The organism is Variovorax sucrosi, from assembly GCF_051216635.1.
In the GTDB taxonomy this organism is placed as follows: domain Bacteria; phylum Pseudomonadota; class Gammaproteobacteria; order Burkholderiales; family Burkholderiaceae_C; genus Variovorax.
The window spans coordinates 158033-183599 of record NZ_JBPJZU010000002.1; the positions used below are offsets into that span (position 1 = coordinate 158033).

29 protein-coding genes are annotated in these 25567 nt (G+C 67.8%); 11 read left to right on the forward strand and 18 right to left on the reverse strand.

From position 1 onward, the window contains the following. Positions 1–6: 6 nt before the first annotated feature. The 3 genes from ACSFBE_RS03825 to ACSFBE_RS03835 form a co-directional block, all read right to left on the reverse strand. Positions 7–1521, reverse strand: coding sequence for a tripartite tricarboxylate transporter permease (locus tag ACSFBE_RS03825; protein ID WP_435489051.1), 1515 nt, complete (start codon positions 1519–1521; stop codon positions 7–9). A gap of 1 nt (position 1522) precedes the next feature. Further along, positions 1523–2059, reverse strand: coding sequence for a tripartite tricarboxylate transporter TctB family protein (locus ACSFBE_RS03830; RefSeq protein WP_435489052.1), 537 nt, complete (start codon positions 2057–2059; stop codon positions 1523–1525). Positions 2060–2189: 130 nt separating this feature from the next. Then, positions 2190–3149, reverse strand: a complete 960-nt coding sequence (locus ACSFBE_RS03835) for a tripartite tricarboxylate transporter substrate binding protein (RefSeq protein ID WP_435489053.1) — start codon at positions 3147–3149, stop codon at positions 2190–2192. Between the two features lie 112 nt (positions 3150–3261). Here ACSFBE_RS03835 and ACSFBE_RS03840 point away from each other — a divergent pair, with 112 nt between their 5' ends. The 4 genes from ACSFBE_RS03840 (at position 3262) to ACSFBE_RS03855 (ending at position 6075) form a co-directional block, all read left to right on the forward strand. After that, positions 3262–3945 (forward strand): response regulator, encoded by a 684-nt coding sequence (locus tag ACSFBE_RS03840; protein WP_435489054.1) that lies wholly within the window; start codon positions 3262–3264, stop codon positions 3943–3945. Continuing rightward, positions 3942–5351, forward strand: a complete 1410-nt coding sequence (locus tag ACSFBE_RS03845; protein ID WP_435489055.1) for a sensor histidine kinase — start codon at positions 3942–3944, stop codon at positions 5349–5351. Before ACSFBE_RS03840 ends, ACSFBE_RS03845 begins: the two co-directional genes overlap by 4 nt. A gap of 2 nt (positions 5352–5353) precedes the next feature. After that, the gene (locus ACSFBE_RS03850; RefSeq protein WP_435489056.1) at positions 5354–5779 is read left to right on the forward strand and encodes an RNA-binding S4 domain-containing protein; all 426 of its coding nucleotides are present in this window, start codon (positions 5354–5356) and stop codon (positions 5777–5779) included. A gap of 116 nt (positions 5780–5895) precedes the next feature. After that, the gene (locus ACSFBE_RS03855; protein WP_435489057.1) at positions 5896–6075 is read left to right on the forward strand and encodes a hypothetical protein; all 180 of its coding nucleotides are present in this window, start codon (positions 5896–5898) and stop codon (positions 6073–6075) included. Between the two features lie 53 nt (positions 6076–6128). Here ACSFBE_RS03855 and ACSFBE_RS03860 read toward each other — a convergent pair whose 3' ends face one another. Further along, positions 6129–6416: a hypothetical protein gene (locus tag ACSFBE_RS03860; protein ID WP_435489058.1), complete on the reverse strand. Its 288-nt coding sequence runs from the start codon at positions 6414–6416 to the stop codon at positions 6129–6131. A gap of 185 nt (positions 6417–6601) precedes the next feature. Here ACSFBE_RS03860 and ACSFBE_RS03865 point away from each other — a divergent pair, with 185 nt between their 5' ends. Beyond that, positions 6602–6985, forward strand: coding sequence for a hypothetical protein (locus ACSFBE_RS03865; protein ID WP_435489059.1), 384 nt, complete (start codon positions 6602–6604; stop codon positions 6983–6985). A 41-nt stretch (positions 6986–7026) separates the two neighbouring features. Here the strand turns inward: ACSFBE_RS03865 and ACSFBE_RS03870 are convergent, their stop codons facing one another. Continuing rightward, positions 7027–7299 (reverse strand): hypothetical protein, encoded by a 273-nt coding sequence (locus tag ACSFBE_RS03870; protein WP_435489060.1) that lies wholly within the window; start codon positions 7297–7299, stop codon positions 7027–7029. A 336-nt stretch (positions 7300–7635) separates the two neighbouring features. On the opposite strand from ACSFBE_RS03870, the gene ACSFBE_RS03875 reads away from it, so the two are divergent. Beyond that, positions 7636–8097: a universal stress protein gene (locus ACSFBE_RS03875; protein ID WP_435489061.1), complete on the forward strand. Its 462-nt coding sequence runs from the start codon at positions 7636–7638 to the stop codon at positions 8095–8097. Between the two features lie 64 nt (positions 8098–8161). On the opposite strand, the gene ACSFBE_RS03880 is transcribed toward ACSFBE_RS03875, so the two are convergent. The 6 genes from ACSFBE_RS03880 to ACSFBE_RS03905 form a co-directional block, all read right to left on the reverse strand. Next, entirely contained in the window at positions 8162–9724 is a 1563-nt protein-coding gene (locus tag ACSFBE_RS03880) for a methyl-accepting chemotaxis protein (RefSeq protein WP_435489062.1), read from the reverse strand. A 107-nt stretch (positions 9725–9831) separates the two neighbouring features. Beyond that, entirely contained in the window at positions 9832–11379 is a 1548-nt protein-coding gene (locus ACSFBE_RS03885; protein WP_435489063.1) for a malonate--CoA ligase, read from the reverse strand. Then, the gene (locus tag ACSFBE_RS03890; protein WP_435489064.1) at positions 11376–12161 is read right to left on the reverse strand and encodes an enoyl-CoA hydratase/isomerase family protein; all 786 of its coding nucleotides are present in this window, start codon (positions 12159–12161) and stop codon (positions 11376–11378) included. The genes ACSFBE_RS03885 and ACSFBE_RS03890 overlap by 4 nt, the downstream gene beginning before the upstream one ends. A gap of 9 nt (positions 12162–12170) precedes the next feature. Further along, positions 12171–13157, reverse strand: a complete 987-nt coding sequence (locus ACSFBE_RS03895; RefSeq protein WP_435489065.1) for a Bug family tripartite tricarboxylate transporter substrate binding protein — start codon at positions 13155–13157, stop codon at positions 12171–12173. Positions 13158–13250: 93 nt separating this feature from the next. Continuing rightward, entirely contained in the window at positions 13251–14717 is a 1467-nt protein-coding gene (locus ACSFBE_RS03900) for a malonyl-CoA decarboxylase (protein ID WP_435489066.1), read from the reverse strand. Continuing rightward, positions 14714–15382, reverse strand: coding sequence for a GntR family transcriptional regulator (locus tag ACSFBE_RS03905; RefSeq protein WP_435489067.1), 669 nt, complete (start codon positions 15380–15382; stop codon positions 14714–14716). The genes ACSFBE_RS03900 and ACSFBE_RS03905 overlap by 4 nt, the downstream gene beginning before the upstream one ends. A gap of 175 nt (positions 15383–15557) precedes the next feature. Here ACSFBE_RS03905 and ACSFBE_RS03910 point away from each other — a divergent pair, with 175 nt between their 5' ends. Then, complete coding sequence (locus ACSFBE_RS03910) at positions 15558–16493, forward strand: pseudouridine synthase (RefSeq protein WP_435489068.1); 936 nt, start codon at positions 15558–15560, stop codon at positions 16491–16493. 59 nt (positions 16494–16552) lie between these two features. After that, positions 16553–16768 (forward strand): hypothetical protein, encoded by a 216-nt coding sequence (locus ACSFBE_RS03915; RefSeq protein WP_435489069.1) that lies wholly within the window; start codon positions 16553–16555, stop codon positions 16766–16768. A 16-nt stretch (positions 16769–16784) separates the two neighbouring features. On the opposite strand, the gene lgt is transcribed toward ACSFBE_RS03915, so the two are convergent. Further along, positions 16785–17600 (reverse strand): prolipoprotein diacylglyceryl transferase, encoded by an 816-nt coding sequence (lgt, locus tag ACSFBE_RS03920; protein WP_435489070.1) that lies wholly within the window; start codon positions 17598–17600, stop codon positions 16785–16787. Between the two features lie 13 nt (positions 17601–17613). Further along, positions 17614–18579: a LysR family transcriptional regulator gene (locus ACSFBE_RS03925; RefSeq protein WP_435489071.1), complete on the reverse strand. Its 966-nt coding sequence runs from the start codon at positions 18577–18579 to the stop codon at positions 17614–17616. 111 nt (positions 18580–18690) lie between these two features. Between ACSFBE_RS03925 and ilvD the strand changes: the two genes are divergently transcribed. Then, complete coding sequence (gene ilvD, locus ACSFBE_RS03930; RefSeq protein WP_435489072.1) at positions 18691–20385, forward strand: dihydroxy-acid dehydratase; 1695 nt, start codon at positions 18691–18693, stop codon at positions 20383–20385. A gap of 25 nt (positions 20386–20410) precedes the next feature. Here ilvD and ACSFBE_RS03935 read toward each other — a convergent pair whose 3' ends face one another. Continuing rightward, positions 20411–21016: a hypothetical protein gene (locus ACSFBE_RS03935; protein ID WP_435489073.1), complete on the reverse strand. Its 606-nt coding sequence runs from the start codon at positions 21014–21016 to the stop codon at positions 20411–20413. Between the two features lie 27 nt (positions 21017–21043). Then, positions 21044–21634, reverse strand: coding sequence for a nuclear transport factor 2 family protein (locus ACSFBE_RS03940; RefSeq protein WP_435489074.1), 591 nt, complete (start codon positions 21632–21634; stop codon positions 21044–21046). Between the two features lie 83 nt (positions 21635–21717). Here ACSFBE_RS03940 and ACSFBE_RS03945 point away from each other — a divergent pair, with 83 nt between their 5' ends. Then, the gene (locus tag ACSFBE_RS03945; protein ID WP_435489075.1) at positions 21718–22146 is read left to right on the forward strand and encodes a winged helix-turn-helix transcriptional regulator; all 429 of its coding nucleotides are present in this window, start codon (positions 21718–21720) and stop codon (positions 22144–22146) included. A gap of 62 nt (positions 22147–22208) precedes the next feature. Here the strand turns inward: ACSFBE_RS03945 and ACSFBE_RS03950 are convergent, their stop codons facing one another. After that, a complete protein-coding gene (locus ACSFBE_RS03950; RefSeq protein ID WP_435489076.1) occupies positions 22209–22466 on the reverse strand; it encodes a TIGR04438 family Trp-rich protein in 258 nt (85 codons plus the stop codon). A gap of 103 nt (positions 22467–22569) precedes the next feature. Here ACSFBE_RS03950 and ACSFBE_RS03955 point away from each other — a divergent pair, with 103 nt between their 5' ends. Then, entirely contained in the window at positions 22570–22875 is a 306-nt protein-coding gene (locus tag ACSFBE_RS03955; RefSeq protein ID WP_435489077.1) for a c-type cytochrome, read from the forward strand. A 15-nt stretch (positions 22876–22890) separates the two neighbouring features. Here ACSFBE_RS03955 and ACSFBE_RS03960 read toward each other — a convergent pair whose 3' ends face one another. After that, positions 22891–23403, reverse strand: a complete 513-nt coding sequence (locus ACSFBE_RS03960) for a LapA family protein (protein ID WP_435489078.1) — start codon at positions 23401–23403, stop codon at positions 22891–22893. Between the two features lie 97 nt (positions 23404–23500). After that, on the reverse strand, positions 23501–25504 hold the full coding sequence (gene acs / locus ACSFBE_RS03965; RefSeq protein WP_435489079.1) for an acetate--CoA ligase: 2004 nt from the start codon (positions 25502–25504) through the stop codon (positions 23501–23503). Positions 25505–25567 lie beyond the last annotated feature (63 nt).

Consider the following 25567-nt stretch of genomic DNA (forward strand, 5'->3'; position numbering starts at 1 on the left):
CTGGCGTCAGACGCGTTCGGCCCGTGCCTTCTTCATCGCCATCGCCTTGGCGATGCGCGGCAGGATCAGCACGGCCAGCACCACCAGGACGAGCACGATCGACATCGGCCGCTGGAAGAACACCACCGCACTGCCCTCGCCGATCGACATGGCGTTGCGAAGCTGCGCTTCGGCCAGCGGCCCGAGGATCATGCCGACCACCACCGGTGCGGTCGGGAAGTCGAAGCGCCGCATGATCACGCCCAGCACGCCGATGGCATACAGCAGGAACAGGTCGAAGGCGCTCTGGCGCATGCCGTAGGCACCGACCGTCGCGAAGATCAGGATGCCGGCGTAGAGCTGGGGCTTCGGGATCTTCAGCAGCTTGACCCACAGGCCGACCATCGGCAGGTTGAGCACCAGCAGCATCACGTTGCCGATGTAGAGCGAGGCGATCAGCGCCCACACCAACGCGGCCGAGGTGGTAAAGAGCTGCGGGCCGGGCTGGATGCCGTAGTTCTGGAACGCGCCCAGCAGGATGGCGGTGGTGTTGCTGGTCGGGATGCCCAGCGTGAGCAGCGGGATCAGCGCCGCCGTGACCGTGGCGTTGTTCGCCGCTTCGGGGCCGGCCACGCCTTCGATGGCGCCGGTGGTGCCGAACTCGGCCTTGGCGTCGCTGTCCTTCGCGAGCTTCTTTTCCATCGCGTAGCTCAGGAAGGTCGGGATCTCGGTGCCGCCCGCCGGGATGCAGCCAAAGGGCGTGCCGATGGCGGTGCCGCGCAGCCAGGCGGGGATCGAACGCTTCCAGTCGCGCTTGCTCATGTGCACGCGGCTGAGCTTGTTCTGGCCCTCGACGACCTTGCCTTCGTACAGCACGGCGTAGAGCACTTCGGCCACGGCGAAGAGGCCGACCGCGACCAGCACGATCTCGATGCCGTCGAGCATTTCGGGGATGCCGCCGGTGTAGCGGCCCTGGCCCGAGATCTGGTCGAGCCCGACGCATCCCGCTGCCAAACCGATGAAGAGCGCGGTCATGCCGCGCAGTGTGCTCTTGCCGAGCACCGCGCTCACCGTGGTGAAGGCCAGCAGCATCAGCAGGAAGTATTCGGGCGGGCCGAGCTTGACGGCGAAGTCCGCCACGAAGGGCGCGAACAACGTGACGACCACGGTGGCGATGGTGCCGGCCACGAAGGAGCCGATGGCCGCGGACGCGAGCGCAGCGCCCGCGCGGCCGCTCTTGGCCATCTTGTTGCCCTCCATCGCCGTCACCATGCTGGCCGTCTCCCCGGGCGTGTTCAGCAGGATGGAGGTGGTCGAGCCGCCGTACATCGCGCCGTAGTAGATGCCTGAGAAGAAGATCATCGAGGCCGTGACGTCGACCTTGCCGGTGATCGGCAGCAGCATCGCCACCGCCACCGCGGGGCCGATGCCGGGCAGCACGCCGACGGCCGTGCCGAGGGCACAGCCGACCAGGCACCAGAGCAGGTTGGCAGGCGTGATCGCCGCGGCGAAACCGGCCATCAGAGCATTGAAGATTTCCATGTCAGATCCAGCCCGTCGATGTCAGGCCTGGCAGGTTGATCGCCAGGAATTGCGTGAACATCCAGAACACCGGCGCCGAGATCATCATGCCGGTCGCCGCGTCGATCAACCAGGTCCGTGGGCTATTGACGCCGCCCTGCCCGCTCGCTCGGCGCAGGCCCTGCACCGCGAGGACGTAGCACAGCGTGCAGCTGAAGATGAAGCCGATGGTGGTGATGAGCGACGCGTTCAGCAGCAGCCCGGCCGACACCCAGACGAAGCCCGACCAGTAGGTCTCGACCGCACCCGAGGGTTCGTCCATGTCGCGGAAGCCACCGGTGCGCGACTCCCAGATGATCCATGCCCCGCAGATCGTGAGCACGATCGACACCAGCCACGGCAGGAAGTTGGGGCCGACGCCCCCATAGCCGGCATCGGACGAGATGTCGATCGCGCCGCCCGCCAGTGCAAGGCCGGTGAGCAGCACGCCGACGCCGACCAGGGTCTGCGGCCAGGTGGTGCCGCGCCCCGCTTCCGCGGGAAGAGAGTTGGAGTTCATGTTTTTTCTCTCGAGCAAGCGTGAGTGCCCTTCCAGAGACACCACGGAACCGGCTTTGCCGGGCCGTCGGTGTCGCCCCCGGAAGGGGGGTGGGCGCAGCCACACGAAGTGGGCAAGCCCCGGGGGAGAGTCAGATCATCCCGGACTTGGCCATGATGGCCCGCAGGCTGGCGAAGTCGTCGTCGACGAACTTCGCGAAGGCGTCACCCGACAGCACGGACGGCGTCCACTCGTTCTTCTTCAGCGCCTCGGCCCAGGCCGAGCTCTTGAGCGCGGCCAGCACCAGGTCGGTCACCGTCTTGCGCTGCTCGGGCGTGAGGCCCGGCGCGCCGTACACGCCGCGCCAGTTGCCGATCTCGACGTCGATGCCCTGCTCCTTCAGCGTGGGCACGTTGACGCCCGGCAGGCGCTGCGCCGAGGTGACGGCGATCGCGCGCATCTTGCCGGCGGCGATGTACTCGGCGAATTCGCTGTAGCCGCTGCCGCCCACCGTGACGTTGCCGCCCAGGATGGCTGCCGTGGCTTCGCCGCCGCCGCGGAAGGCCACATAGTTGATCTTCGATGGATCGGCGCCGACCTTCTGCGCGATCATGGCCGCAGCGATGTGCTCGGTCGAACCGCGCGACCCGCCGCCCCACTTGACGCTGCCCGGGTCCTTCTTGAGCTGCTCGACCACGTCCTTCATGGTCTTGAGCGGCGAGCTGGCCGGCAGCACGAACACGTTGTATTCGGTCGTGATGCGGGCGATCGGCGTGGCCTGCTCGAGCTTGACCGGCGGCTTGCCGGTGATGATGCCGCCCAGCATGACCGAGCCCATGACCATCAGCGCGTTCGTGTCGCCCTTGGAACCGTTGACGAACTGCGCCAGGCCGAGCGCGCCCGCGGCGCCGCCCTTGTTGTCGTAGGTCACGGTGTCGGCCACCTTGGCATCGGTCATCGCCTTGCCCAGCGCACGACCGGTGGTGTCCCATCCGCCTCCGGGGTTGGCCGGGATCATCATCTTGATGTTGGCGGCGGCGCGGGCCGTCAGGGGAAGCGCGCCTGCGGCGGCCAGTGCGGCCAGGGACTTCAAAAAGGTGTCACGACGCATCGAGGTCTCCTTGTGTGTGGATCTGTGAGGAAGCTGAACGCCGCTATGATGCGCCGCCCTGCTGTCAGTTGGCTGTCCGGCACACTGGGGTAAACACCGAACTCCCGCACCGATGAAGCTCCTCCTGGTCGAAGACGACCCGACGATGCAGACCACCCTGCAACGCACACTCGGACGGCGCCGCATCGACGTGCGCGTGTGCGGCGACGGCGCCTTGGCCCTGGCGCAATGGCAGGCGCTCGAGCCCGACGTGGTGGCACTCGACCTCAACCTGCCGAACCTCGACGGCCTGCAGGTGCTGGCGCAGGCGCGGGCAGCCGGCCTGCGCACACCGGTGCTGCTGCTGACGGCCCGCGGCACGGTGGGCGACCGCATCGTCGGCCTGAACGCCGGTGCCGACGACTACCTGCCCAAGCCCTTCGACCTGGACGAACTGGAAGCGCGCTTGCGGGCGCTGCGTCGCCGCCACCAGCAAGGCGATGGCGGCGATGCACCGGCCGGCCCGCAAGCGGTGGGCGGCTTGCGCTACGAGGCCGACAGCGGCGCCATTTATCACCGCGCCGAGGTCATGGAACTCACACCGCGCGAGCTGGCCCTGCTCAAGGCGCTGATGATGAATCCCGGCCATGCGGTGAGCAAGGAACGCCTGTTCGAGCTGGTGTTCCCGGGCGAAGCCGACGTGCAGTACGAGGCGGTGGAAGTGGTCGTCTATCGGCTGCGCAAGAAGCTGGTGGGCACCGGTGCCGCCCTGATGACGCTGCGCGGGCTGGGCTACCTGCTGCGCGAAGAGCCTTGAAGCGGCCGCGCGTCTCCTCGCTGCGGGCCCGGTTGCTCGGGGGCATCCTGGTGCCGGTGGCGATCGTCATCGCGGTCAACAGCGTGAGCCTCTACCGCCAGAGCCTGGCCGCCGCCACGCTTGCCTACGACCGCACCCTGCTTGCGTCGGCCAAGACCATCGGCGAGCAGCTCGACGTGACCGGTTACGACGACGCGGCGGTGCTGCGCGCGGTAGTCCCCTACTCCGCGCTGGAAGCCTTCGAGGCCGACAATCAGAGCCGCATGTACTACCGCGTCTCCACGCAGAAGGGCGACATGATCTCGGGCTTCGACGAAGTGCCGTTCTGGCGTGGCACGCTGCCGATTCGTCCCGCCTACGCCTCGCTGGTCGACTTCTACGACGCCGAGTTTCGCGGCCAGCCGGTGCGCGTCGCCGTGCTGCTGCAGCCGGTGGCCAGCTCGGTGGGCCGCGGGATGGCGGTGGTGCAGGTGGCCGAGACCCTCGAACTGCGCCAGACCCTGGCGCGCAAGCTGCTGCTCGACACGCTGTGGCGCCAGGCCGTGCTGCTGGGCGTGATCGCCTTCGTCACGGCGCTGGTGGTGCAGCGCGCCACCCGACCGGTGCGTGCGCTGGGCGAAGCCATCGAAGCGCGGCCGGCGGACGATCTCTCGCCGATCGAAGCCCCCGATGCGCCGCGCGAACTGCGCCCGCTGATCGACGCGACCACGCGGGTCATGGCCCGGCTGCAGGAACTGCTCGACCACCAGAAGCGCTTCGTGCGCGACAGCGCCCACCAGCTGCGCACCCCGCTCGCGGTGCTCAAGGCGCAGGTGCAGTCGGCGCGCCGCGGCGACGTGCCCGCCGACCAGGCGCTCGGCGAGATCGACGCCACCGTCGCGCGCGCGACGACGCTGGCCAACCAGATGCTGTCGCTCGCCAAGGTCGAGCAGTTGCGCCAGCAACCCGAATCGAGCACGCTCGACCTGGGCGAGGTGGTGCGGCAGGTGGCGCTGGACGTGTCGCCGCTGATTGCCGACAAGGCGCTCGATTTCGAACTCGACGCGGCCGCCACGCCGGTACTCGCCCACCGCTGGATGCTCCAGGAGCTGACGCGCAATCTGCTGCACAACGCCATCAAGCACAGCCCGCGCGGCGGCAGTCTGTCGGTGGGCGTGCATGCCGAGGGCGGGCAGGCGCTGCTGCGCATCGCCGACGCCGGCCCCGGCATCGCGCCGGAATTGCGCCAGCGCCTGTTCGCGCCCTTCTCTGCCGGCGACATGGCCAGCGGCTCGGGGCTCGGGCTCGCCATTTGCCGGGAGATCGTGCGGGCGCTGGATGGACGCATCGCGCTGGACAACCGCATCGTGGGCGGTCGTGTGGTGGGGCTCGATGCCACCGTGCGGCTGCCGCTGGAACAAGGATAGGCATGGACCGTCTGCGGATCGACAAGTGGCTTTGGGCCGCTCGCTTCTACAAGACCCGCTCGCTGGCCGCCGACGAGATCGGCAAGCACCGGGTGCAGGTCAACGGCGACGTGGCCAAGGCCTCGCGCGAGGTGAAGGCGGGCGACACGGTCGCATTGCGCCAGGGTGCGGTGCAGCGGACCGTGGTCGTGCGGGGCCTGAGCGGCCAGCGCGGGCCGGCGCCGGTGGCGCAGCAGCTCTACGAGGAGACGGCGGACAGCATCGCGGCGCAGGCCGCGGCCCGCGAACAGCGGCGTCTGGGCAGCGAGCCGGCGCTGAGCATCGAACAGGGCCGCCCCACCAAGCGCGAGCGGCGCAGCCTCGACCAGGTCAAGGGCAGCTGGGGGCCGCGCTGGAGCGCCAGCCTCGATGACCCGGACATCGAATAGCGGTCGCGCGCCCTCGGTCGGAAGCGCTTAGCCGAATGGCGTATTGAGCGCCGGATGCCCCGCGCGCAGACTGCGGGCTCGCTCTGGCCGCTTCAACGATCACCCAAAGCACGCACATGGAAACGCTCTCGCAAGCACAGTTCTTGGCAGCGCTCGCCGCGGCGATTGCGGTCGGTGTCGGCATGCTGATGAGCTTGAACCACTCTCAGCGCGTGCTGACGCAGGCCATGGCCGCACGCGTCGCGGCATCGATTGCCACCCTCGACGAGCCCGTGCGGCACGGCCGCGAGAACTGAACGCGGACGGCGGCTCTTTCGCACGCCCTGCCCCCTCAGGGACCTCAGAGACCTCAAAAACGGCCGAGCAGGCGCTTCCGGGGCGTCACCTGTGCCGTCACCCGCCGGTCCTGCGGCATGACCAGCGGAAAGCGACGCAGCATCCGCTGCCCCTGGGGCGTGACCGCCTCCACCGTCGCCGGCGGTTGGTCATAGCCATACAAGGTGCGCACCGGCAAGGGGATCGTGGCCTTCACATGGCCGGCCAGACGCAGCACGCGCAGATGATCCACCTCCTCCCCGGAGAAAAGGTTGACCGGCAGCGCGACCTGGGCGAGTTGATGCAGAAGACGAAGTGACACGGAAATGACTCTGGCTGGATGACGCGACGGCGCTCGGTCGCACGGACGGGGCGGATGGACTGATTTTCGGCGGATGCGAGGGTGCTGAATATGCCGCGGCGCAGCAACAAAGGCCGGGGGGCGTGAATAAGTTGACACTGTTTAACAGTGGTCGACATCCATACTCGGGGTCCCTGGAGGTGCTCATGAGTCAATGGGAAGTGGAATTCGCCGGCGCCGTGGCCCATCTGGAAACGGCCTACGCCGTGGATCAGCGCGCCTACGACGAACTGCGCGATCCGCTCAAAGCCGCCTGGGCCCTGCTCCCCACCTGGATGTGGCCGGAGCCCGAGCGGGTCGGCGCGTTGCTGCGTGCCCGCATCGACCTGGTGGCGGCCGAAGACGAGGTGCGCAGCCTGGTGCGTCGGCAAAGCATCGCCATCCGCAACGCTCGGGCGCGCCGTCTGGCGATGTACCAGCGCCGCGCCTTCGCGCAGACCGCGCCCGATGAACTCAGCGGCCCGGCGGCGCTCGCGGCTCTGTCGGCCGCGGCGCTCATCCCCGCCGCCGAGATGCCGCACCGGGCCTGAGGCGAACACGCCCGGCCGGCTCCGGGCCGGATACCGGCCACTTACTGAATCGTCGTGTGGGCCCCGTCGAACGAGGGGCTGATGAAGCACGGTGCGGCCCGCTCACCACGACGCGGACCGTTGGCACCACCGGCCGCCTGCAGGGCCATGTAGCCGGCGGCCAGCGCCGCCTGGTAGGTCTTGGCCGGTGCATCGGCCGCGTCGATCGGCTCGTAGACACCGGCGTCGTCGTTCTCTTCCTGGAGCACCCAGAAGAACAGGCCCGGCCAGGGTTCGTCCACCGTGAGTGCAATGCGGCGCAGATTGGCAGTCATGTCGTGTTCCTCGTCGGGCCGGGCCCGTGGCTGTTGTGTGTGTCGGCCCCTGGGGGGACGAGTGCTTTGGTTCGCAATCGATAACGTTTGTCACCGTTTTGTCGATAGGTGTGATTAGGCCCGGGTTTGTGCGGAGTACCTCCCAGCGCGGCCGCCGGATGTAATGCTTTTAGTGACAAATCTCCCGAAACCTAGAGGTCGTTAGTACTCATTTTTGGATTCGACGATCCATGATCCGCCCGGCGCCTGCCTCGGCGCGCGCAGAAACTTGATCCACCGCAAGCCTCGTGCATACCGTCGGTGCAACATGCGTTGAACGCTTCCAAGGAGAACACCATGTACCGCTACATCCTGGTTCCACTCGACGGCAGCAAGACGGCCGATCGCGGCCTGCGCGAGGCGATCCACCTGGCCGACGCGCAGAAGGCCCCGGGCAAACTGCATCTGGTGCACGTCATCGACGAGTTCCCGACCCTGGTCGAGCTCTCGTCGATGAACAACTTCGAGCTGTCCATCCAGCGTCTGCGGGACGACGGCCGTGCCTTGCTGGAGCGGGCCGCGCGGACGGTCACCGAAGCCGGCGTGGAGGTCGACACGCACCTGTGCGAAGTGACGCAGGGACGCATCGCCGATGCGCTGGTGGACGAGGCCCGCAAGACCGGTTGCGACCTCATCGTGATGGGCACGCACGGCCGGCGCGGCTTCAGCCGGCTGGCGCTGGGCAGCGATGCCGACCTGGTGGTGCGTGCGAGCACGGTGCCGGTGCTGCTCGTGCGCGACCCCTCGGTGGAAAGCTGAAGCCCGCAGGGGGCGCGCTGCTCGCGGCAGAGCCGGTGTCCGGCCGCGGCACGGCCTCTGCCGCCTACGCGCCGCCCGACAGCTTGAAGATGCTGACGGCCGCGACGAGTTCGGCGGCCTGGTCGCGCAAGGAGCCCGCGGCAGCCGCCGCTTGTTCGACCAGCGCGGCGTTCTGCTGCGTCGCCTGGTCCATCTGGGTGACAGCCTGGTTGACCTGCTCGATGCCCTGGGTCTGCTCCTGGCTGGCGACGGTGATCTCGCCCATGATGTCGGTCACCCGACGCACGCTCGCCACGATCTCGCCCATGGTCTGACCGGCTTCGGCCACCTGCTGGCTGCCGGTGCCGACCTTGTCCACCGAATCGTCGATGAGCTGCTTGATCTCCTTGGCCGCCGCCGCCGAGCGCTGGGCCAGGCTGCGAACTTCGGACGCCACCACCGCAAAACCGCGCCCCTGCTCGCCGGCGCGGGCGGCCTCGACCGCGGCGTTCAGCGCCAGGATGTTGGTCTGGAAGGCGATGCCCTCGATCACGCCGATGATGTCGACGATCTTCTTGGACGACGCATGGATCGAGCCCATGGTGTCGACCACCTGCTGCACGACCGTGCCGCCGCGCAATGCCACCGCCGAGGCCGAGGCGGCCAGCAGGTTGGCCTGGCGCGCGTTGTCGGCGTTCTGCTTGACCGTGGCTGTCAGCTGCTCCATCGAGGCCGCCGTCTCCTCCAGCGAACTGGCCTGCGCTTCGGTGCGTGACGACAGATCCTGGTTGCCGGCGGCGATCTGCCCGGACGCCGTGGCGATGGTGTCGGTGCCATGCCGCACCGTGCCCACCACCTCGGCCAGGCTGTCGTTCATGGTCTTCAGCGCCTGCATGAGGCGGCCGGTCTCGTCGCCGCTTCGCACGTCGATGTGGCTGCTCAGGTCGCCCGCCGCGACCATCTGCGCCAGTTGCACCGCCTGCGACAGCGGCGCCGTGATCCCGCGCGACAGGCGCCAGGCGAGGACGGCGCCCAGCACCAGCGCCGCGAGCCCCATGCCGATCACGAGCTGCTGGGCCCGGCGCTCCCTCTGCTCCGCCTCGGACAGGACTTTCGCCAGCACCGCCTTCTGGAGGTCGACCACTTCCTGCACCGTCTGGATGTAGCTTTCCCGAGCGGGCAGGACCTTGTCCTGTGTGAGCCGACGCAGCTCTGCCGGCGAGGCCCCCTCGCCTCCTTCCTTTTTCAGCTTGATCACTGCCATGCGGGTGTCGTTGTAGGCGGTCCGCGCCTTCGCCACCTTGGCGAGCGCGGCCCGCCCTTCGGCCGACACGATGCGCTTGTCGAGTTCGCCTTGCAGCTGGGTCACCGCCAGGCTTTGCCGGCTCATCCCGTCCGCGAAATAGGCCTCGTCTTCCGGTGTGGAAGCCTTGATGAGCGCGATGGTGCGCACGCTGTTCGCCACGATGCCGGCGATCCATTGCTGCGACAGGCTTTCGTTCAGGGCCGCCTCGTCCATGAGAGGCACGATGTTCGCCATCTGGCGAAGCGTGTACAGGCCGACCGCGGAGGTGCCGACCAGCAGTGCAAGCACGCAGGCGAAGCCCACGCCGAGCCGTGTACCGATGTTGAGATTGCTGAGTTTCACAGAGGATCCGGTTGATGTGAGAAGTTCACATCACCAGATATCGGCGTCCCCGGCCAAAACTTGAGGGCCGCCCCGCGCGCATGCGGGCCGCCCGCACTGCACCGGCCTCAGCGCGGCGCGAACAAGCCCTTGTGCGCGTCCCGCAGCAGTGCCTTCTGCACCTTGCCCATGGTGTTGCGCGGCAGCTCCGGCACCACGAAGCAGCGCTTCGGGATCTTGAAGTTGGCGAGCTTCGCCTTGAGGGCGGCGACCACCGCGTCCGGATCGACGGTGTCGCCCGGCCGGGCCGTGACCACCGCCACGCCCACTTCGCCGAAGTCGGGATGCGGCACGCCCACCACGGCGCTTTCCGCGACGCCCGGCAGCTCGTTGATGAAGCCCTCGATCTCTGCCGGATAAACGTTGTAGCCGCCGCTGATGATCAGGTCCTTGCTGCGCCCGACGATGGTGACGTAGCCGAGGCCGTCGATCTGGCCCACGTCGCCGGTCTTGAAAAAGCCGTCGGCGGTGAACTCCTCCTTGGTCTTCTCGGGCATGCGCCAGTAGCCAGCAAAGACATTGGGGCCGGCCACCTCGATGTTGCCGATCTCGTCGGTGCCCGCCTCACGGCTCTCGCCGCCGTCGTCGGCCACGCGCACCCGCAGTTGCACGCCCGGCAGCGGAAAGCCGACCGTGCCACCGCGCCGCTCGCCCTGGACCGGGCGGTACGGGTTGGAGGTGAGCATGGCGGTCTCGCTCATGCCGTAGCGCTCCAGGATGGTGTGGCCGGTGCGCTCTCGCCATTCGTTGAAGGTCTCGATCAGAAGCGGCGCCGAGCCGGCGATGAACAGCCGCATGCGGGCGCAGGCCTTCTTGGTGAGGCCGGGCTCGGCCAGCATGCGCACATAGAGCGTCGGCACGCCCATGAAGACTGTGGCCTCGGGCAGCCGGGCCACCACGCGCTTCGGATCGAACTTGTTCAGCCAGATCATCTTGCTGCCGTTGATCAGCGCGCCGTGGATGGCGACGAAGAGCCCATGCACATGGAAGATGGGCAGCGCATGGATCAGCACGTCGCCCTCGGCCCAGCCCCAGTAGTCCTTCAGCACCTCGGCGTTCGAGCGCAGGTTGCGGTGCGTCAGCATGGCGCCCTTGCTGCGGCCGGTGGTGCCGCTGGTGTAGAGGATGGCGGCGAGGTCGTCCTCGCCGCACTGCGCGACGGTGTGCCGGTCGCTGCACTGCACAGCCACGTCGAGCAGCGTGCCGGTGCGATCGTCGTTCAGCGTGAAGACGTGGCGCGTGCCGGCGGCCTGCGCGATCGGGCCGACCCAGTCGGCATTGGCGCTGCTGCACACCACCACCGAGGGCTCGGCGTTGCCGATGAAGTACTCGATCTCGGCGCCGCGGTAGGCGGTGTTCAGCGGCAGGAACACATAGCCGGCGCGCAGCGTCGCCAGGTACAGCATCATCGCCTCGACCGATTTCTCCACCTGCACGGCGACGCGTGCGCCCGGCGCGAGGTCGAGCGCGGCGAAAAGATTGGCGATCATGGCGCTGGCGCGGTCGAGGTCGCGCCAGGAATAAGTCAGACCTTCATCGGTCTCGACCGCCACGGCGTCGAGGTCGGCGGGGAATGCGGCACGCAGCGCGGCGAAGAGGTTGGCGTTGGCGGTCATCGGGGGTCTCGGAAATCGGGCGTTCGTTTGGCCAGGAAGGCGGCGATGCCTTCGCGGTGTTCGGGAGAATCGGCGTAATCGTAGGCGCTCGGCAGCAGCGCCGCGAGCGGGGACGCGGCGCTGCGCGCGAGTGCTGCGAGCACCCGCTTGTTGGCGCGCGCGGCCTCGGGTGCGAGTGCGGCGACGCGGCGAGCCAGTGCGGCGGCCTCGTCGGCCACCTCGGCATCGGCAAGCACCCGCAGCAGGAAGCCGGCCTCGCGCAGACGCTGCGCGTCGTGCACGCCGGCCGCCAGCAGCATGTCGCGCGCCAGCAGGTCGCCGACGGCGCGGTGGACGATCGCCGCCTCGCGCGGTGCCATCGGAAAGCCCAGCTTCGCGATCGGCGCACCGAACTTCGCGGACGTGCCAGCCAGACGCAGGTCGCAGCAGCTCGCGATCTCGAGTCCGGCACCCATGCAGGCGCCTTCGATCTGCGCCACCACCGGCACCTCGCAGTCGAGCATCGCCTGCAGGGCGGCGCCCACCTCGTCCTCGTGGAAGGCGCGCAATTGCACCGGGTCGAAGCGAAAGCCCGGGTACTCGGAAATGTCGCCGCCGGCGCAGAAGGCTGCGCCCTCCCCGCGCAGCACGATGCAGCGCAGGGTGGCCTCGCCCGCGAAGCGCTCGAACGCAGTGCGCAGCGCCGTCCACATGGCGCGCGACATCGCATTCAGCCGCCCGGGGTGCGACAGCGTGGCGAAGGCGATCGGTCCTTCGCGTTCGATTCGGATCTCACCCGGCATGTGCGTGCATCACTCCAGCTTGGCGCCCGAGGCTTTCACCACGGCCGCCCAACGCTTGACTTCGGACGCCACGAAGCTGCCGTAAGCCGCGGTCGTGACAGTGGGGACCTCCGAGCCGTTGGCGGCCCAGATGGTCTTGAGCTCGTCGCTGGCCAGCGCTTTCTTCATCTCCTCGATGATCTTGGCCTGCACGTCCGCCGGCGTGCCCTTGGGTGCCCAGAGGCCGTACCAGGTGGTCACGGTGTAGTCGGGCAGCCCGACCTCGGCGGCGCAGGGCACGTCCGGGAAAGCCGGGTTGCGCTTGGCGCCCGCCATCATCAGCGCCTTGATGCGGCCGCCCTTGATGTGCTGCGACGAGGAACCCAGCCCGTCGAAGCAGACGTCGACGTTGCCGGAGATCAGATCCTGCAGCATCGGGCCGGCGCCGCGGTAGGGGATGTGGGTGATGAAGGTGCCGGTCTGCTGCTTGAAGAGCTCGCCCGCCAGGTGGTGCGAGGTGCCTGCGCCGGCCGAGCCGTAGTTCATCTTGGCGGGGTTGCGCTTGGCGTAGGCGATGAATTCCTGGATGGTCGGCTGTGTCACCCGCTTCGGGTTCACCACCACCACCTGCGGCGCATTGGCCAGCAGCATCAGCGGCACGAAGTCCTTCTCGATGTCGTAGTCCAGCCGCGGGTAGACCGAGGGCGCGATCGCATGGTGCACCGCGCCCATGAACAGGCCGTAGCCGTCGGCCGGCAGCTTCGCGGCAATGCTCGCGCCCAGCGTGCCACCAGCACCGCCGCGGTTGTCGATCACCAGCGTCTGTCCCGTCGTCTTCGAGAACTGGGCCGACAGCGGGCGTGCGAAGGCGTCGGTGCCGCCGCCGGCCGGGAACGGCACGACGAGCGTGACCGGCTTGCTTGGCCAGCCGGACTGCGCGCGTGCGACACCACCGAGAACGGTGGCCGCCGCCGCGGCCAGGCGCAACATGTCGCGCCGCTGAAAGCTCTGAATCATGGATTTGTCTCCTGTCTTTGTATCGTCATCGCCATGCACCGGGGCCCTCGGCGCGGGGGAAATCGGCCCTGAAAAATGTTGCGGCCGCTCGGCTCAGCCCTTGAGGAACAACCCGTCGACATCGCCCGACACCGCCACTTTGCCCTGTGCGAGCAAGGCGCGGTGCTTGTCGAGCCGCTTCAGATCGTAGAGATAGTTGACCATGAGGCCGTAGGACTGCTTCAGCCCCTTCGGCGAGGGGTCTCCGGCCCAGTTGAGCCGCTCGACGCGGGCGCCGTTGCCCAGGTGGAAGCGCGCGACCGGGTCGATCGGCTGGCCATCGAGGGTCGCTCGGCCGAGGTACTCGGCCGCACACTGCATCAGCGCGCTGCGCACCGGCGACTTGGGCTCCAGCGTCAGTGCCTGCTCGGCGGCCGCGATCAGCCGCTCGGGCGTCGGCGGCAGAGACCCCAGCGCCCGGCCCAGCTCGGCGGCGCGCTTGTCGTCCAGGCGCAGCAGCATCTCGGCCGCGTGCTTGCCCAGCCACTGCCGGAAGCCCGGGATGGGCGACAGCGTCGCGAAGACCTTCAGCTTGGGAAATTCGGCCTGCAGCGTCTCGACCACCCGCTTGATCAGCGAATCGCCGAAGCTCACGCCGCGCAGCCCGGTCTGCGTGTTGCTGATGGAATAGAAGATGGCGGTGGTCGCCTTGTCGGCGGTGGCCAGGGCCGCGGCCTCGTCGAGCAGCGGCACGATGCCGTCGCTGATGTGGTCGACCAGTGCCACTTCCACGAAGATCAGCGGCACGTCGGGCAGCCGCGGATGGAAGAAGCCGTAGCAGCGCCGGTCGCTGTCGAGCCGGTTCTTCACGTCGGCCCAGCTCTTGATGTCGTGCACCGCCTCGAACTGGATCAGCTTCTCGATCAGCGAGGCCGGTGAATCCCAGCTGATGCGCCGCAGATCGAGGAAGGCGACGTCGAACCAGGTGGAAAACAGGTGCTCCAGCTCGGCGTCGAGCGGCACGAGGCGCCGTTCGCCCTTCACCTGCGGCAGCAGTTCGGCGCGCAGGTCGACCAGGAAGCGCATGCCCTGCGGATCGATGGTGAAGCGCTGCAGCAGGCGCGCCCGCGGCGACGCCAATGCGCGACGCAGGTGCACCTCGGCCTGGCCTTCGTCGGCGGTGCCGACGGCGGCCTCGTGACGCGCCCGCGCGCTGCTGAGCTTCTTGCCGTCGGGCGCGAAACGCTCGCTGATCAGCAACCAGACGTCGCGCCGCTCGGCCGCGTCGAGCTCGGCATACCAGTGCATCACCTCGCAGGCGCGGCGGCCGGCCTCGACCTCGCTGACGCGAGCGTCGACCACCGCCTGCAGGTCGGTCAGTGCACGCCGCAACGCCCGCGGCGCCATGGCTTCGCCGTGGCGCCGCAAGGTGGCGTCGAGCCGTTCGCTCAGGGAGCGCGGCGGCAGCGCGGGCTTGTCCTTCTTCTTCGATGCGGTCTCGACGGCGGCCTCGGTGTCTTTGACGGCGGCGGGGGCGCGCAGGCGCGACACGCTGCGCGAGATCCAGGTGGATGCATTCATGAAACGAGCCTCGATTTCTGTTGAAGCGCCACGGCGCGCAAGGCTTCGCGCTGGCGGTGGAGATGGGTGCGCATGGCGGCCTCGGCGCCGTCGCTGTCGTGCGCCTTCAACGCGGCGAACACGGCCAGGTGCTCGGCCAGGCTCTGCTCCAGCCGGCCGGGCGCCCTCAGTTGCTGCAGGCGGGCGAGCTTCAAGATCTTGCGCAGGTCACCGATCACCTGCGCCAGCCAGCGGTTGTCGGCCAGCGTGATGATCGCCTCGTGGATGCTGAAGTTGGTGGCGTAGTAGGCGTTGATGCGATGCGCCTTCGCATGCGCCTCGAGCTGGGCGTGCAGCGTGGCCAGCGCCTCGATGTCGGCGTCGCTCGCATTGCGCGCGGCCTCCCAGGCGCAGCGGCCTTCGAGCAGCGCGATGACCGGAAAAATTTCGTCGAGGTCGCGCTGGGTAACCTCCGCGACGAAGCAACCCCGCCGCGGCTCATGGCGCAGCAGCCCTTCGGCGGTGAGCACCTTGAGTGCCTCGCGCAAAGGTGTGCGGGAGATTTCGAGCCGCGCGCACAGGGCCGATTCGTCGAGGAAGCTCCCCGGCGTCAACGAGCCCGCGAAGATCTCCTCCCGCAAGGTGGCGGCGACCTGATCGTGCAGCGAATTCGGGACGAGGCGCATGGCAGTTCCGGTGGGACCAGGATCCTGAAGACGGTCGCCAGGGTGTGCACCGTAATTTCAGGTAATTACGCGTAATTATGGCTGTGCTGCGTGACGCTGCAAGCGGGTGATGGCCGGGACAAACCCTGACGCATGGCCCGATGGGACCCGGCGGGGCCGCTACATTCGGGGCATCGTGAGCCGGCCTGCCCCCTCCTCTTCACCCCCTCCGCCCCCTTCCGACGCCCCGCTGCCGACGCGCGATGGCGTCGGTCCGAGCACGGTCGGCCTGCCCGCCGGTGCCTGGCCGACGATGCTCGACTTTCTGCTCGAGCGCTTCCCCGGCGTGACGCCAGCCACCTGGCGCGGCCGGATGCAGGCGGGCGACGTCGTCGACGAAGGCGGCCGCCCGGTCCGCGCGGACGACCGGTACCGTGGCCATCAGCGCCTCTACTACTACCGCGAGATTCCGGACGAGCCCCGCGTGCCCTTCGAGGAACGGGTGCTGTTCCAGGATGCGCACCTGCTGGTCGCCGACAAGCCGCATTTCCTGCCGGTCACGCCGGGCGGCCGGTACCTGCAGGAAAGCCTGCTGGTGCGGCTCAAGCGCAAGCTGGGCATCGAGACGCTGGCGCCGATCCATCGCATCGACCGCGGCACCGCCGGCCTGGTGCTGTTCTGCGTCGATCCGGCCGGCCGGGCCGCCTACCAGAAGCTGTTCGCCGAGCGACGCGTGGTCAAGACCTACGAAGCCGTGGTGCACTGGCCGGCCGGCATGGTGCTACCGGCGGTGCGGCACAGCCGGCTGGCGCCCGATGCATCGTTCATGCGCACGGCCGAGATCGCGGGCGAGCCGAATTCGACCACGCACTTCGAGTTGCTGGAGCGCATCGGCGACGACCGGGCCCGGCTGCGACTGTCGCCGGTCACCGGCCGCAAGCACCAGTTGCGCGTGCACTGTGCAGCGCTCGGCATGCCGATCGTCAACGACCCGATCTACCCGGTGCTGCGGCCCGAAGGCGAGGAGGACCACGCACAGCCGCTGCAATTGCTGGCGAAAACGCTGGCTTTCATCGACCCGTGCAGCGGCGAGGCGCGCCGCTTTGCATCGACGCTGAAGCTTGCGGGCTGAACGGTCGCGCAAGGCCTGAGGGACTGCCTCGATCGACGAGTTGAGCCAGAATCGGCCGCATGATGAACTGGCTCCGCCCCCTCGCCCTCCTCCCATTCGCCTGTGCGCTCGCCGGCTGCGGCACGCCGTCCTACGAAGTCGTCACCTATCCCAACGGCACGACACGCGCGCCGACCTCGGCCGATGCGGTCGGCTATTGCGCACAGAAGGGTCTGACGGCGCGGATCGTGGGGAAGGCGGGCGCCGAGACGGGCGTGCTGTTCCGCTGCCTCTGAGGCGGTCGGCGCGGCCTCAGGCCGTGTGGCGGCGCTGCGGCGCGGTGGCGTAGAGCCAGAGCCCGAAGGCGATCATCGGGACGCACAGCCACTGTCCCATGCTCATGTTCAGCGCCAGCAGGCCGAGGAAGTCGTCCGGCTCACGGAAGTACTCGGCGATGAAGCGCATCGCGCCGTAGCCGATCAGGAACACGGCCGACACCCGGCGCTCGCGCCGTTCCTTGCGGGCGTAGAGCCACAGGATGACGAAGAGCAGCAGGCCTTCGAGCAGGAACTGGTAGACCTGCGACGGATGCCGCGGCAGCATCGAACCGCTCTGCGGAAACACCATGCCCCACGGCAGATCGGGGCTCGAGAAGCGTCCCCACAGTTCGCCGTTGATGAAGTTGCCCACGCGCCCGGCGGCCAGGCCGGTCGGCACGCAGGGCGCGACGAAGTCCATCACCTGCCAGAACGGGCGCGTCCGCGACTTCGCGAACCACACCATCGACGCGATCACGCCCAGCAAGCCGCCGTGGAAGCTCATGCCGCCCTGCCAGACCATGAAGATCTCCAGCGGGTGCGTCAGGTAGTAGCCCGGCTTGTAGAACAGGCAGTAGCCCAGCCGCCCGCCCACGATGACGCCGAGCACGCCGAGGAAGAGGATGTCCTCCACATCCTTGCGGCTCCAGAGGCCCTGCGCGGCGAGCGCGCGGTACGGCTGGTGGCCGAGGCGGCGCGTGCCGAGGAAGAAGAACAGCCCGAAGGCGGCGAGGTAGGTCAGGCCGTACCAGTGGATGGCCAATGGACCGATCTGGAGGGCGATCGGGTCGATGTGCGGATACATGAGCATCCGGCGATTGTGCCTATGCCGTGTGCCGCGTCGGCGACACCGGGGCGGTCTTGCGCTCGGCCACGAAACCGACGAAGCGCGCCAGCGCGGCGTTGTCGGCCGAGGCGGGCCAGACCAGGCTGGTCTCGCAGCGCGGCAAGGCAGCGGACTTGGCACGGCGGCGCGGCGGCGCGAAGGCATCGGCCGCCCGGTAGACCACGCCGGCCCGTCGAAACTGCGTCACGCTCTCGGGCACCCACGCGACGCCCAGGCCGCCCCAGACCAGGTTCACGATGGTCTGCATCTGGATCGCTTCTTGGGCGACTTCCGGCGACCGTCCCGCCGCGTGGTACAGCCCGACGATGGCATCGTGCAGCGAAGGCACGATGCGGCGCGGGAACATCACCAGCGGCTCGGCCAGCACATCGGCCAGCACCAGCCGCTCCGCGCGCGCCAGCGGATGCGCGGCCGGGAGCGCCAACACCAGCGGCTCGTCGGCCACTGCCAGGCGCTCCAGGCCGGGCGGTGCGAAGCCGGGCGAGTGCAGCATCAGGCCAGCATCGATCTCGCCGCGCGCGAACGCTTCGATCTGCACGTCGCCGGTGGCCTCGACCAGCTCAAGCGCCACCTCGGGACACAGCGCGCGGAACTCGCGCACCCAGACGGGCAACTGCTCGAAGCCGATGGTCGAAACGAAGGCCAGGCGCACGCGGCCGACCTCCCCCGCTGCCGCCGCGCGGGCCCGCGCCGGCAGCGCCTGGGCGCGCTCGAGCATGTCGCGCACGTCGGGCAGCAGCGCCTCGCCGGCCGGCGTGAGCGACACGCGCCGACGGGTGCGGTCGAACAGCACGATGTCGAGGGTCTTCTCCAACTGGGCGATGGCCTGGGTGACCGGTGGCTGCGTCATGTGCAGGCGCTGGGCCGCACGGCCGAAGTGCAGCTCTTCGGCCACGGCGACGAACTGGCGCCAGGCCCGCAGGTCGATGAGGGTTTCCTTCATAGGCTGAGCATATCAATCGCCCCTTCAAAATGGATTGGAAGCAATCAATCAAAGGGCGGATACTGGGCGCCGCTCATCGAAGCCAAGACAACCCCACGAAAAGAGACCGCCATGGCCACCCCACCCCTCCAGATCAACCGCCGCAGCGCCAACATCGTCGAAGGCAAGTCGCGCGCGCCCAACCGCTCGATGTACTACGCGATGGGCTACGAAGAATCCGACTTCAAGAAGCCCATGGTCGGCGTGGCCAACGGCCACAGCACCATCACGCCCTGCAACTCGGGCCTGCAGAAGCTGGCCGACGCGGCCATCGAAGGCATCGAGGAAGCCGGCGGCAACGCGCAGGTCTTCGGCACGCCCACCATCTCCGACGGCATGGCGATGGGCACCGAGGGCATGAAGTACTCGCTGGTCAGCCGCGAGGTCATTTCAGACTGCATCGAGACCTGCGTCGGCGGCCAGTGGATGGACGGCGTGCTGGTGGTCGGTGGCTGCGACAAGAACATGCCCGGCGGCATGATGGGCATGCTGCGCGCCAACGTGCCGGCCATCTATGTCTACGGCGGCACCATCCTGCCGGGCCGCTACAAGGGCCAGGACCTGAACATCGTGAGCGTGTTCGAGGCCGTCGGCCAGAACGCCGCCGGCAACCTGAGCGACGAAGACCTGCTGCAGATCGAGAAGCGCGCCATCCCCGGCACCGGCTCCTGCGGCGGCATGTACACCGCCAACACCATGTCGAGCGCCTTCGAGGCGCTGGGCATGTCGCTGCCCTACTCGTCGACCATGGCGAACCCGCACGACGAGAAGCAGAACTCAGCCAAGGAATCGGCCAAGGTGCTGATCGAGGCGATCAAGAAGGACCTGAAGCCGCGCGACATCGTGACCAAGAAGGCGATCGAGAACGCGGTGGCCGTGATCATGGCCACCGGCGGCTCGACCAATGCGGTGCTGCACTTCCTGGCCATCGCCCACACGGCCGAGGTCGACTGGACCATCGACGACTTCGAGCGCATGCGCAAGAAGGTGCCGGTCATCTGCGACCTGAAGCCCAGCGGCAAGTACCTCGCGGTCGACCTGCACAAAGCCGGTGGCATTCCGCAGGTGATGAAGGTGCTGCTCAAGGCCGGCCTGCTGCACGGCGACGCGATCACCATCACCGGCCAGACCATCGAGGAAGTGCTGAAAGACGTGCCCGACGTGCCGCGCGCCGACCAGGACGTGATCCGCCCGATCGACAAGCCGATGTACGCCGAAGGCCACCTGGCCATCCTCAAGGGCAACCTGTCGCCCGAAGGCGCGGTCGCGAAGATCACCGGTTTGAAGAACCCGGTGATCACCGGCCCGGCGCGTGTGTTCGACGACGAGCAGTCGGCGCTGGCGGCCATCCTGGCCGGCAAGATCCAGGCCGGCGACGTGATGGTGCTGCGCTACCTCGGCCCCAAGGGCGGGCCCGGCATGCCCGAGATGCTGGCGCCGACCGGCGCGCTGATCGGTGCCGGCCTGGGCGAAAGCGTCGGCCTGATCACCGACGGCCGCTTCTCCGGCGGCACCTGGGGCATGGTCGTCGGCCACGTGGCGCCCGAGGCGGCAGTCGGCGGCACCATCGCCTTCATCGAGGAAGGCGACTCGATCACCATCGACGCACGCCAACTGCTGCTCGAACTGAACGTGGACGAGGCTGAGATCGAAAAGCGCCGTGCCGCCTGGACCGCGCCGAAGCCGCGCTACATCCGCGGCGTGCAGGCCAAGTTCGCGTTCAACGCATCGACGGCGAGCAAGGGCGCGGTGCTGGACGACTACTGATCCGCTGATCCGCTGACGGCAACTGCTAGCCCGCGTGCAGGTGGTACTCGCCGCTCTGTCCGTCGGCCTCCTTGTTGCGGCGGTGTCGTGCGTGCAGCGCGGCAATCAGCAGGCCGCCGCCCGCAGCCGCGGCAATCAGCAGCGCCAGATAGATCGTCAGCATGTCCGACAGGCGCGCGCTGTGATTCCAGGAGCGGGCGATCCCCAAAAACGATGCATAAAGCCATGACACGGACGATATGGCGGCCAACCAAGTCAAGCCCACGGCCTGGCGCAGGGGCAGGTCCAGAAAAGCATTGCCACGCTGCAGCAGCGGAAAAGCCAGGCGGTGCATCAGCCAGCCATTGAGCGTCAGACAGCAGACGGTGGCGACTTTGATCCACAGCTTCTGGTTGTCCAGGTAGCCAGCGGACTCGAACCGGCCCCATGCCACCAGCGCCAAACCGGTGAGCCACAGCACCAGCAGCGACCAGTTCATGACGGCCTTGGTGTGCACCAGCGCCAACTGCCGCTCCGGCGTGGGGGGAATCGCGACGAGGCGCAGAAAGCGGGCGTCGTACTCCAGCATCTTGCCAACCGCCACGGCCATGGCGAGAAGGTGGAGGAACACCAGGGGGTTCTTGCTCAGCATGGTGATCTCGCGTGTCTTCGAGAAGGCTCAGCGGGTCGACAGCGTCGGCGACTCACCCTTGAGCGCCGGGTCCCAATGTTCGTCGGCCTTGCCGTCGACGATGCGCCAGGTGTCATACCAGGTGGTGGTGTAGGCGCCTTCGGCGGTGCGCTCCGTGCGCGGGTACATCACCGTGACCAGATCACCTTCCGCGACCACGGCGGCAATCGGCGTCGCCAGGCGCTCCGGGATCGGCTTCGGCTTGACCCCGAGCACCTTGACGAAATAGTTGACCACCGCTTCGCGCCCGGATACGGCATTCGGGTTGTGCTGGATGTAGCGCTCGCTCAGGTACCGGTCGGCGGATTGCCACTGCCCCGCTTCGAGCAGGTCACGGATGATGCGGTAGGCCACCTGTTTGTTCGCATGCAAGCGGGGATCGGTGCTGGTGAACAGGCTTTCGGCATCGGCCTGAGCGCGCACCGCAACCTGCGCCTGTGCCTGGCTGCCCGATGCAGCGGCCCCCAGGAGAACGGCCTGCAGCAGCAGCGAGACGGCCAGGCCGCGCCGGGCCCTGCGGGTGACGAACGCGAAAGCCGGAAGCCGGCTGGAAAGGGAAAATCTAGACGGCTTGTTCATGGTATGACGTATCCTTCGGTGCAAATCAGAGAGCAGGTCTATTTTCGAGACCGTTCATTTTTTTGTGAAGGAGGCAGTTTTTCATGTCCAAGGAAGCGTTAGGTAACCTCGTCGGGGATCCGCCGGCCGAGCTGGATGTCTCGCACTGCCCGGTGCGTGACGTGCTGGACCATATCGGCGCCAAGTGGCCCGCGCTGATCCTGCTGACCTTGCAAGCCGCACCGACGCGCTTCAACCAGTTGCAGCGCGAGGTGCCCGACATTTCGAAACGCATGCTGACCCAGGCCTTGCGCGACCTGGAGCGTGATGGGATGGTGCTGCGCCAGGTCTTTTCCACCAAGCCGCCGACGGTGTCCTACCGGCTGTCTGCCATGGGCGAGTCATTGATGACGCCACTGGGCGAACTGGTGCGTTGGGCGGACCAGAATCATCAGGCGATCCGGGCGGCCCGCCAGCGCTACGACGAAGGCAGCAGCGCGGAGACAGGCACGACGCTGGTGAGGCGCCTTTGAGCGCGAAGTTCGCGTTCAACGCGTCGAGCGCCAGCTCGGGCGCCGTGCTCGAGAAGTACTGATCAGCGCCGCTTGGTGCGGTTCGACTTGCTGCTGAGGAGTCCGAGGTTGCTGCGCTGGCGGTCGATGCGCGCCTGCTTGCGGGCGTTTTCGCGCTCGATGACCTTGCGCTTGGTGTAGCCCGACCAGTCGGCCCAGGCCCACCAGGCCAGCGCCAGTGCGAAGGGGATCAGCACGACCCACCAGGACCATTGCGCCACCGGTTCGATTTCGAGGTATTTCAAAACCGCGCCCAGCACGCCCAGCATCAGGAACCACATTGCGCAACCCTCCGGTGTGTTCTCCGCAAGGGCCGTGGGGCCTGGTTGGCCCTGCCTACAATGCGTCGGAAGAATGTAACCCACTGTTCCACGAACTGCCGCCATGAAAAGAGCATTTGTGCTAGTTGCGCTGAGCCTCGGCGCCGCTGCACCCGCCCTCGCCGACCTGGCGCTGGCCACCTCCAAGAACTGCATGAGCTGCCACGCCGTCGAGCGCAAGGTGCTCGGACCGTCGTTCAAGGACATCGCAGCGCGCTACAAGGACAACAAGGGCGCCGCCGACATGCTGGCGACCAAGATCATGAAGGGTGGCTCGGGCGTCTGGGGGCCGGTGCCCATGCCGGCAAACACCCAGGTCAGCGAAGCCGACGCGAAGAAGCTGGCCGCCTGGGTGCTTTCCACCAAGTAGCAGCCGACCTGCCGCTCAGAAGCGTGGCGGAGGCGTGACGACCGTCGATGTGACAGGCGTGACGGGCGTCACCGTCGCCCCCGCGACCGGCGCGCGACGCTCGAGCCGGTCTTCCAGTTGGCCGACATGTGCGGCCAAGGTGTTTTCCAACTGCTCGACGCGCGCGATCAGGGCCGCATGACGTTCGGCGTTGCGGCTCATGTGGGTGTTCTCCTGGGCCTCCAGGAAATTGCGCAGTTCGGTGAAGCGCGACGCCTCGGCCTTGTCGGCGAGGTCGCGCTGCACCTGCATTTCCTTCGTGTGCCGGCGCGTTTCCAGCAGCACCGAGCCCTGCAGGTAAATCACATAGGCGACGAAGAGGATGCTCAGCAGCACGGTCAGCCCCAGCATGATCACGCCCAGCGGCGCAGTCACTTGCATGAAGCCCAAGGACATCAGTGTCGGCGTCGCGAGCGTGCCCCAGTTGAGCGCGGCGAGTGCCGCGATGACCAGCACCACGAAAAGCAGGATGCCTGTTCTTATACCCATGTGATTCTCCCGAAGACCGTTGTGTCGAAGGAGAGTTTGTAGCGCATCGGCGCGGGCGCCCCTGTCGGACACCGACGCCGCGCGCGGACGGCCTTCTTCAGAAAGCCTTGCCGAGCTGATCGAGGATGGCCGGGTTCTCGAGCGTCGAGGTGTCCTGCGTGATCGCCTCGCCTTTGGCGATCGAGCGCAACAGCCGTCGCATGATCTTGCCGCTGCGCGTCTTGGGCAGGTTCTCGCCGAAGCGGATGTCCTTGGGCTTGGCAATCGGTCCGATCTCCTTGGCGACCCAGTTGCGCAACTCGGCCGCGAGCTTCTTGGCTTCCTCGTCGCTGGTCGGGCGGCCCCGCTTGAGCACGACGAAGGCGCAGACCGCCTCGCCGGTCACGTCGTCGGGCCGCCCCACCACCGCGGCTTCGGCCACCAGGTCGGTCTTGGACACCAGCGCGGATTCGATTTCCATCGTGCCCAGGCGGTGGCCCGACACGTTCAGCACGTCGTCAATGCGCCCGGTGATGCGAAAGTAGCCGCGGTCTTCGCTGCGCACCGCGCCGTCGCCGGCCAAGTAGATCGTGCCGCCCATCTCCTCGGGGAAGTAGCTTTTCTTGAAGCGCTCGGGGTCGTTCCAGATGGTGCGGATCATCGAGGGCCACGGCCGCTTGATGACCAGCATGCCGCCTGCGCCATTGGGCAGGTCCTTGCCGGTCTCGTCGACGATGGCCGCGGCGATGCCCGGCAGCGGCAGCGTGCAGGAGCCCGGCACCAGCGGCGTGGCCCCTGGCAGCGGCGTGATGACGTGGCCGCCGGTTTCGGTCTGCCAGAAGGTGTCGACGATCGGACACTGCTCGTGGCCGATGTTCCGGTGGTACCACATCCACGCTTCCGGATTGATCGGCTCGCCGACCGAGCCGAGGATGCGCAGGCTCGACAGATCCCAGTTCTTCGGGTGTACCTTCTCGTCGGAGTCGGCCGCCTTGATGAGCGAACGGATCGCCGTCGGCGCCGTGTAGAAGATCGACACCCTGTGCTTCTCGATCATCTGCCAGAAGCGGCCCGCATGCGGGAAGGTCGGCACGCCCTCGAAGATCACCTGCGTGGCACCGGCCGCGAGCGGGCCGTAGGCGACATAGGTGTGGCCGGTGATCCAGCCGATGTCTGCCGTGCACCAGAAGACGTCGTCGGGCCGCAGGTCGAAGGTCCAGTCCATCGTGAGCTTGGCCCACAACAGGTAGCCGCCGGTGGCATGCTGCACGCCCTTGGGCTTGCCGGTCGAGCCCGAGGTGTAGAGGATGAAGAGCGGATGCTCGGCACCCACGGGCTCGGGCACGCATTCGTCCTGCCCCTCGATGGCGCTGAGCACCTCGGTGAAGCTCTTGTCGCGGCCCTCGACGCGCTTCCATTCGCTCAGCGTGCGCTCGTAGACCAGCACACTCTTGATCGATTCGCAGCCACCCATCGCGATGCCGTCGTCGACGATCGCCTTCAACGGCAACTCCTTGCCGCCACGAAGTTGGTAGTTGGCGGTGATGACGGCCACCGCTCCCGCGTCGATGATGCGTTCCTGCAAGGCCTTGGCCGAGAAGCCGCCGAACACCACGCTGTGCGTCGCCCCGATGCGGGCACAGGCCTGCATCGCGATCACGCCTTCAATGGTCATCGGCATGTAGATGATGACGCGATCGCCCTTCTGGATGCCTTCGGCCTTGAGCGCGTTGGCGAAGCGGCTCACACGTGTGAGCAAATCGCGGTAGCTGATGGTGGTGACGGCACCGTCGTCGGCCTCGAACACGATCGCGGTCTTGTGCTCCACCGGCGTGCCCATGTGCTTGTCCAGGCAGTTGGCCGACGCGTTGAGCTCGCCATCGTCGAACCACCGGTAGAACGGCGCGTTCGACTCGTCGAGGGTGCGGGTGAAGGGCTTCGTCCAGGCCAGGTTCTCGGTGGCCAGACGGCGCCAGAAGGCATCGGGCGTCTTCTCCGCCTCGGCGCACAGCGCCTCGTAGGCCGCCATGCCGCTGATGCGGGCGCCGCGCTCGGCGTCTGCGGAAGGCGGGAACACCCGGTTCTCGACCAGGACGGATTCGATGTTCGATGTTTGGCTCATTGTTGTCTCCTGCCAGGGTGGAATGCGGGCGTAATGTCGGCCGCGGCACTTACGGATGACTGA

Bases quoted from the DNA above. Each gene is read 5' to 3' on its own strand.
- ACSFBE_RS03825 (WP_435489051.1), bottom strand. From the start codon at position 1,521: ATGGAAATCTTCAATGCTCTGATGGCCGGTTTCGCCGCGGCGATCACG.
- ACSFBE_RS03830 (WP_435489052.1), bottom strand. From the start codon at position 2,059: ATGAACTCCAACTCTCTTCCCGCGGAAGCGGGGCGCGGCACCACCTGG.
- ACSFBE_RS03835 (WP_435489053.1), bottom strand. From the start codon at position 3,149: ATGCGTCGTGACACCTTTTTGAAGTCCCTGGCCGCACTGGCCGCCGCA.
- ACSFBE_RS03840 (WP_435489054.1), top strand. From the start codon at position 3,262: ATGAAGCTCCTCCTGGTCGAAGACGACCCGACGATGCAGACCACCCTG.
- ACSFBE_RS03850 (WP_435489056.1), top strand. From the start codon at position 5,354: ATGGACCGTCTGCGGATCGACAAGTGGCTTTGGGCCGCTCGCTTCTAC.
- ACSFBE_RS03855 (WP_435489057.1), top strand. From the start codon at position 5,896: ATGGAAACGCTCTCGCAAGCACAGTTCTTGGCAGCGCTCGCCGCGGCG.
- ACSFBE_RS03865 (WP_435489059.1), top strand. From the start codon at position 6,602: ATGAGTCAATGGGAAGTGGAATTCGCCGGCGCCGTGGCCCATCTGGAA.
- ACSFBE_RS03870 (WP_435489060.1), bottom strand. From the start codon at position 7,299: ATGACTGCCAATCTGCGCCGCATTGCACTCACGGTGGACGAACCCTGG.
- ACSFBE_RS03875 (WP_435489061.1), top strand. From the start codon at position 7,636: ATGTACCGCTACATCCTGGTTCCACTCGACGGCAGCAAGACGGCCGAT.
- ACSFBE_RS03885 (WP_435489063.1), bottom strand. From the start codon at position 11,379: ATGACCGCCAACGCCAACCTCTTCGCCGCGCTGCGTGCCGCATTCCCC.
- ACSFBE_RS03890 (WP_435489064.1), bottom strand. From the start codon at position 12,161: ATGCCGGGTGAGATCCGAATCGAACGCGAAGGACCGATCGCCTTCGCC.
- ACSFBE_RS03895 (WP_435489065.1), bottom strand. From the start codon at position 13,157: ATGATTCAGAGCTTTCAGCGGCGCGACATGTTGCGCCTGGCCGCGGCG.
- ACSFBE_RS03900 (WP_435489066.1), bottom strand. From the start codon at position 14,717: ATGAATGCATCCACCTGGATCTCGCGCAGCGTGTCGCGCCTGCGCGCC.
- ACSFBE_RS03905 (WP_435489067.1), bottom strand. From the start codon at position 15,382: ATGCGCCTCGTCCCGAATTCGCTGCACGATCAGGTCGCCGCCACCTTG.
- ACSFBE_RS03915 (WP_435489069.1), top strand. From the start codon at position 16,553: ATGATGAACTGGCTCCGCCCCCTCGCCCTCCTCCCATTCGCCTGTGCG.
- lgt (WP_435489070.1), bottom strand. From the start codon at position 17,600: ATGCTCATGTATCCGCACATCGACCCGATCGCCCTCCAGATCGGTCCA.
- ACSFBE_RS03925 (WP_435489071.1), bottom strand. From the start codon at position 18,579: ATGAAGGAAACCCTCATCGACCTGCGGGCCTGGCGCCAGTTCGTCGCC.
- ilvD (WP_435489072.1), top strand. From the start codon at position 18,691: ATGGCCACCCCACCCCTCCAGATCAACCGCCGCAGCGCCAACATCGTC.
- ACSFBE_RS03935 (WP_435489073.1), bottom strand. From the start codon at position 21,016: ATGCTGAGCAAGAACCCCCTGGTGTTCCTCCACCTTCTCGCCATGGCC.
- ACSFBE_RS03940 (WP_435489074.1), bottom strand. From the start codon at position 21,634: ATGAACAAGCCGTCTAGATTTTCCCTTTCCAGCCGGCTTCCGGCTTTC.
- ACSFBE_RS03945 (WP_435489075.1), top strand. From the start codon at position 21,718: ATGTCCAAGGAAGCGTTAGGTAACCTCGTCGGGGATCCGCCGGCCGAG.
- ACSFBE_RS03950 (WP_435489076.1), bottom strand. From the start codon at position 22,466: ATGTGGTTCCTGATGCTGGGCGTGCTGGGCGCGGTTTTGAAATACCTC.
- ACSFBE_RS03955 (WP_435489077.1), top strand. From the start codon at position 22,570: ATGAAAAGAGCATTTGTGCTAGTTGCGCTGAGCCTCGGCGCCGCTGCA.
- ACSFBE_RS03960 (WP_435489078.1), bottom strand. From the start codon at position 23,403: ATGGGTATAAGAACAGGCATCCTGCTTTTCGTGGTGCTGGTCATCGCG.
- acs (WP_435489079.1), bottom strand. From the start codon at position 25,504: ATGAGCCAAACATCGAACATCGAATCCGTCCTGGTCGAGAACCGGGTG.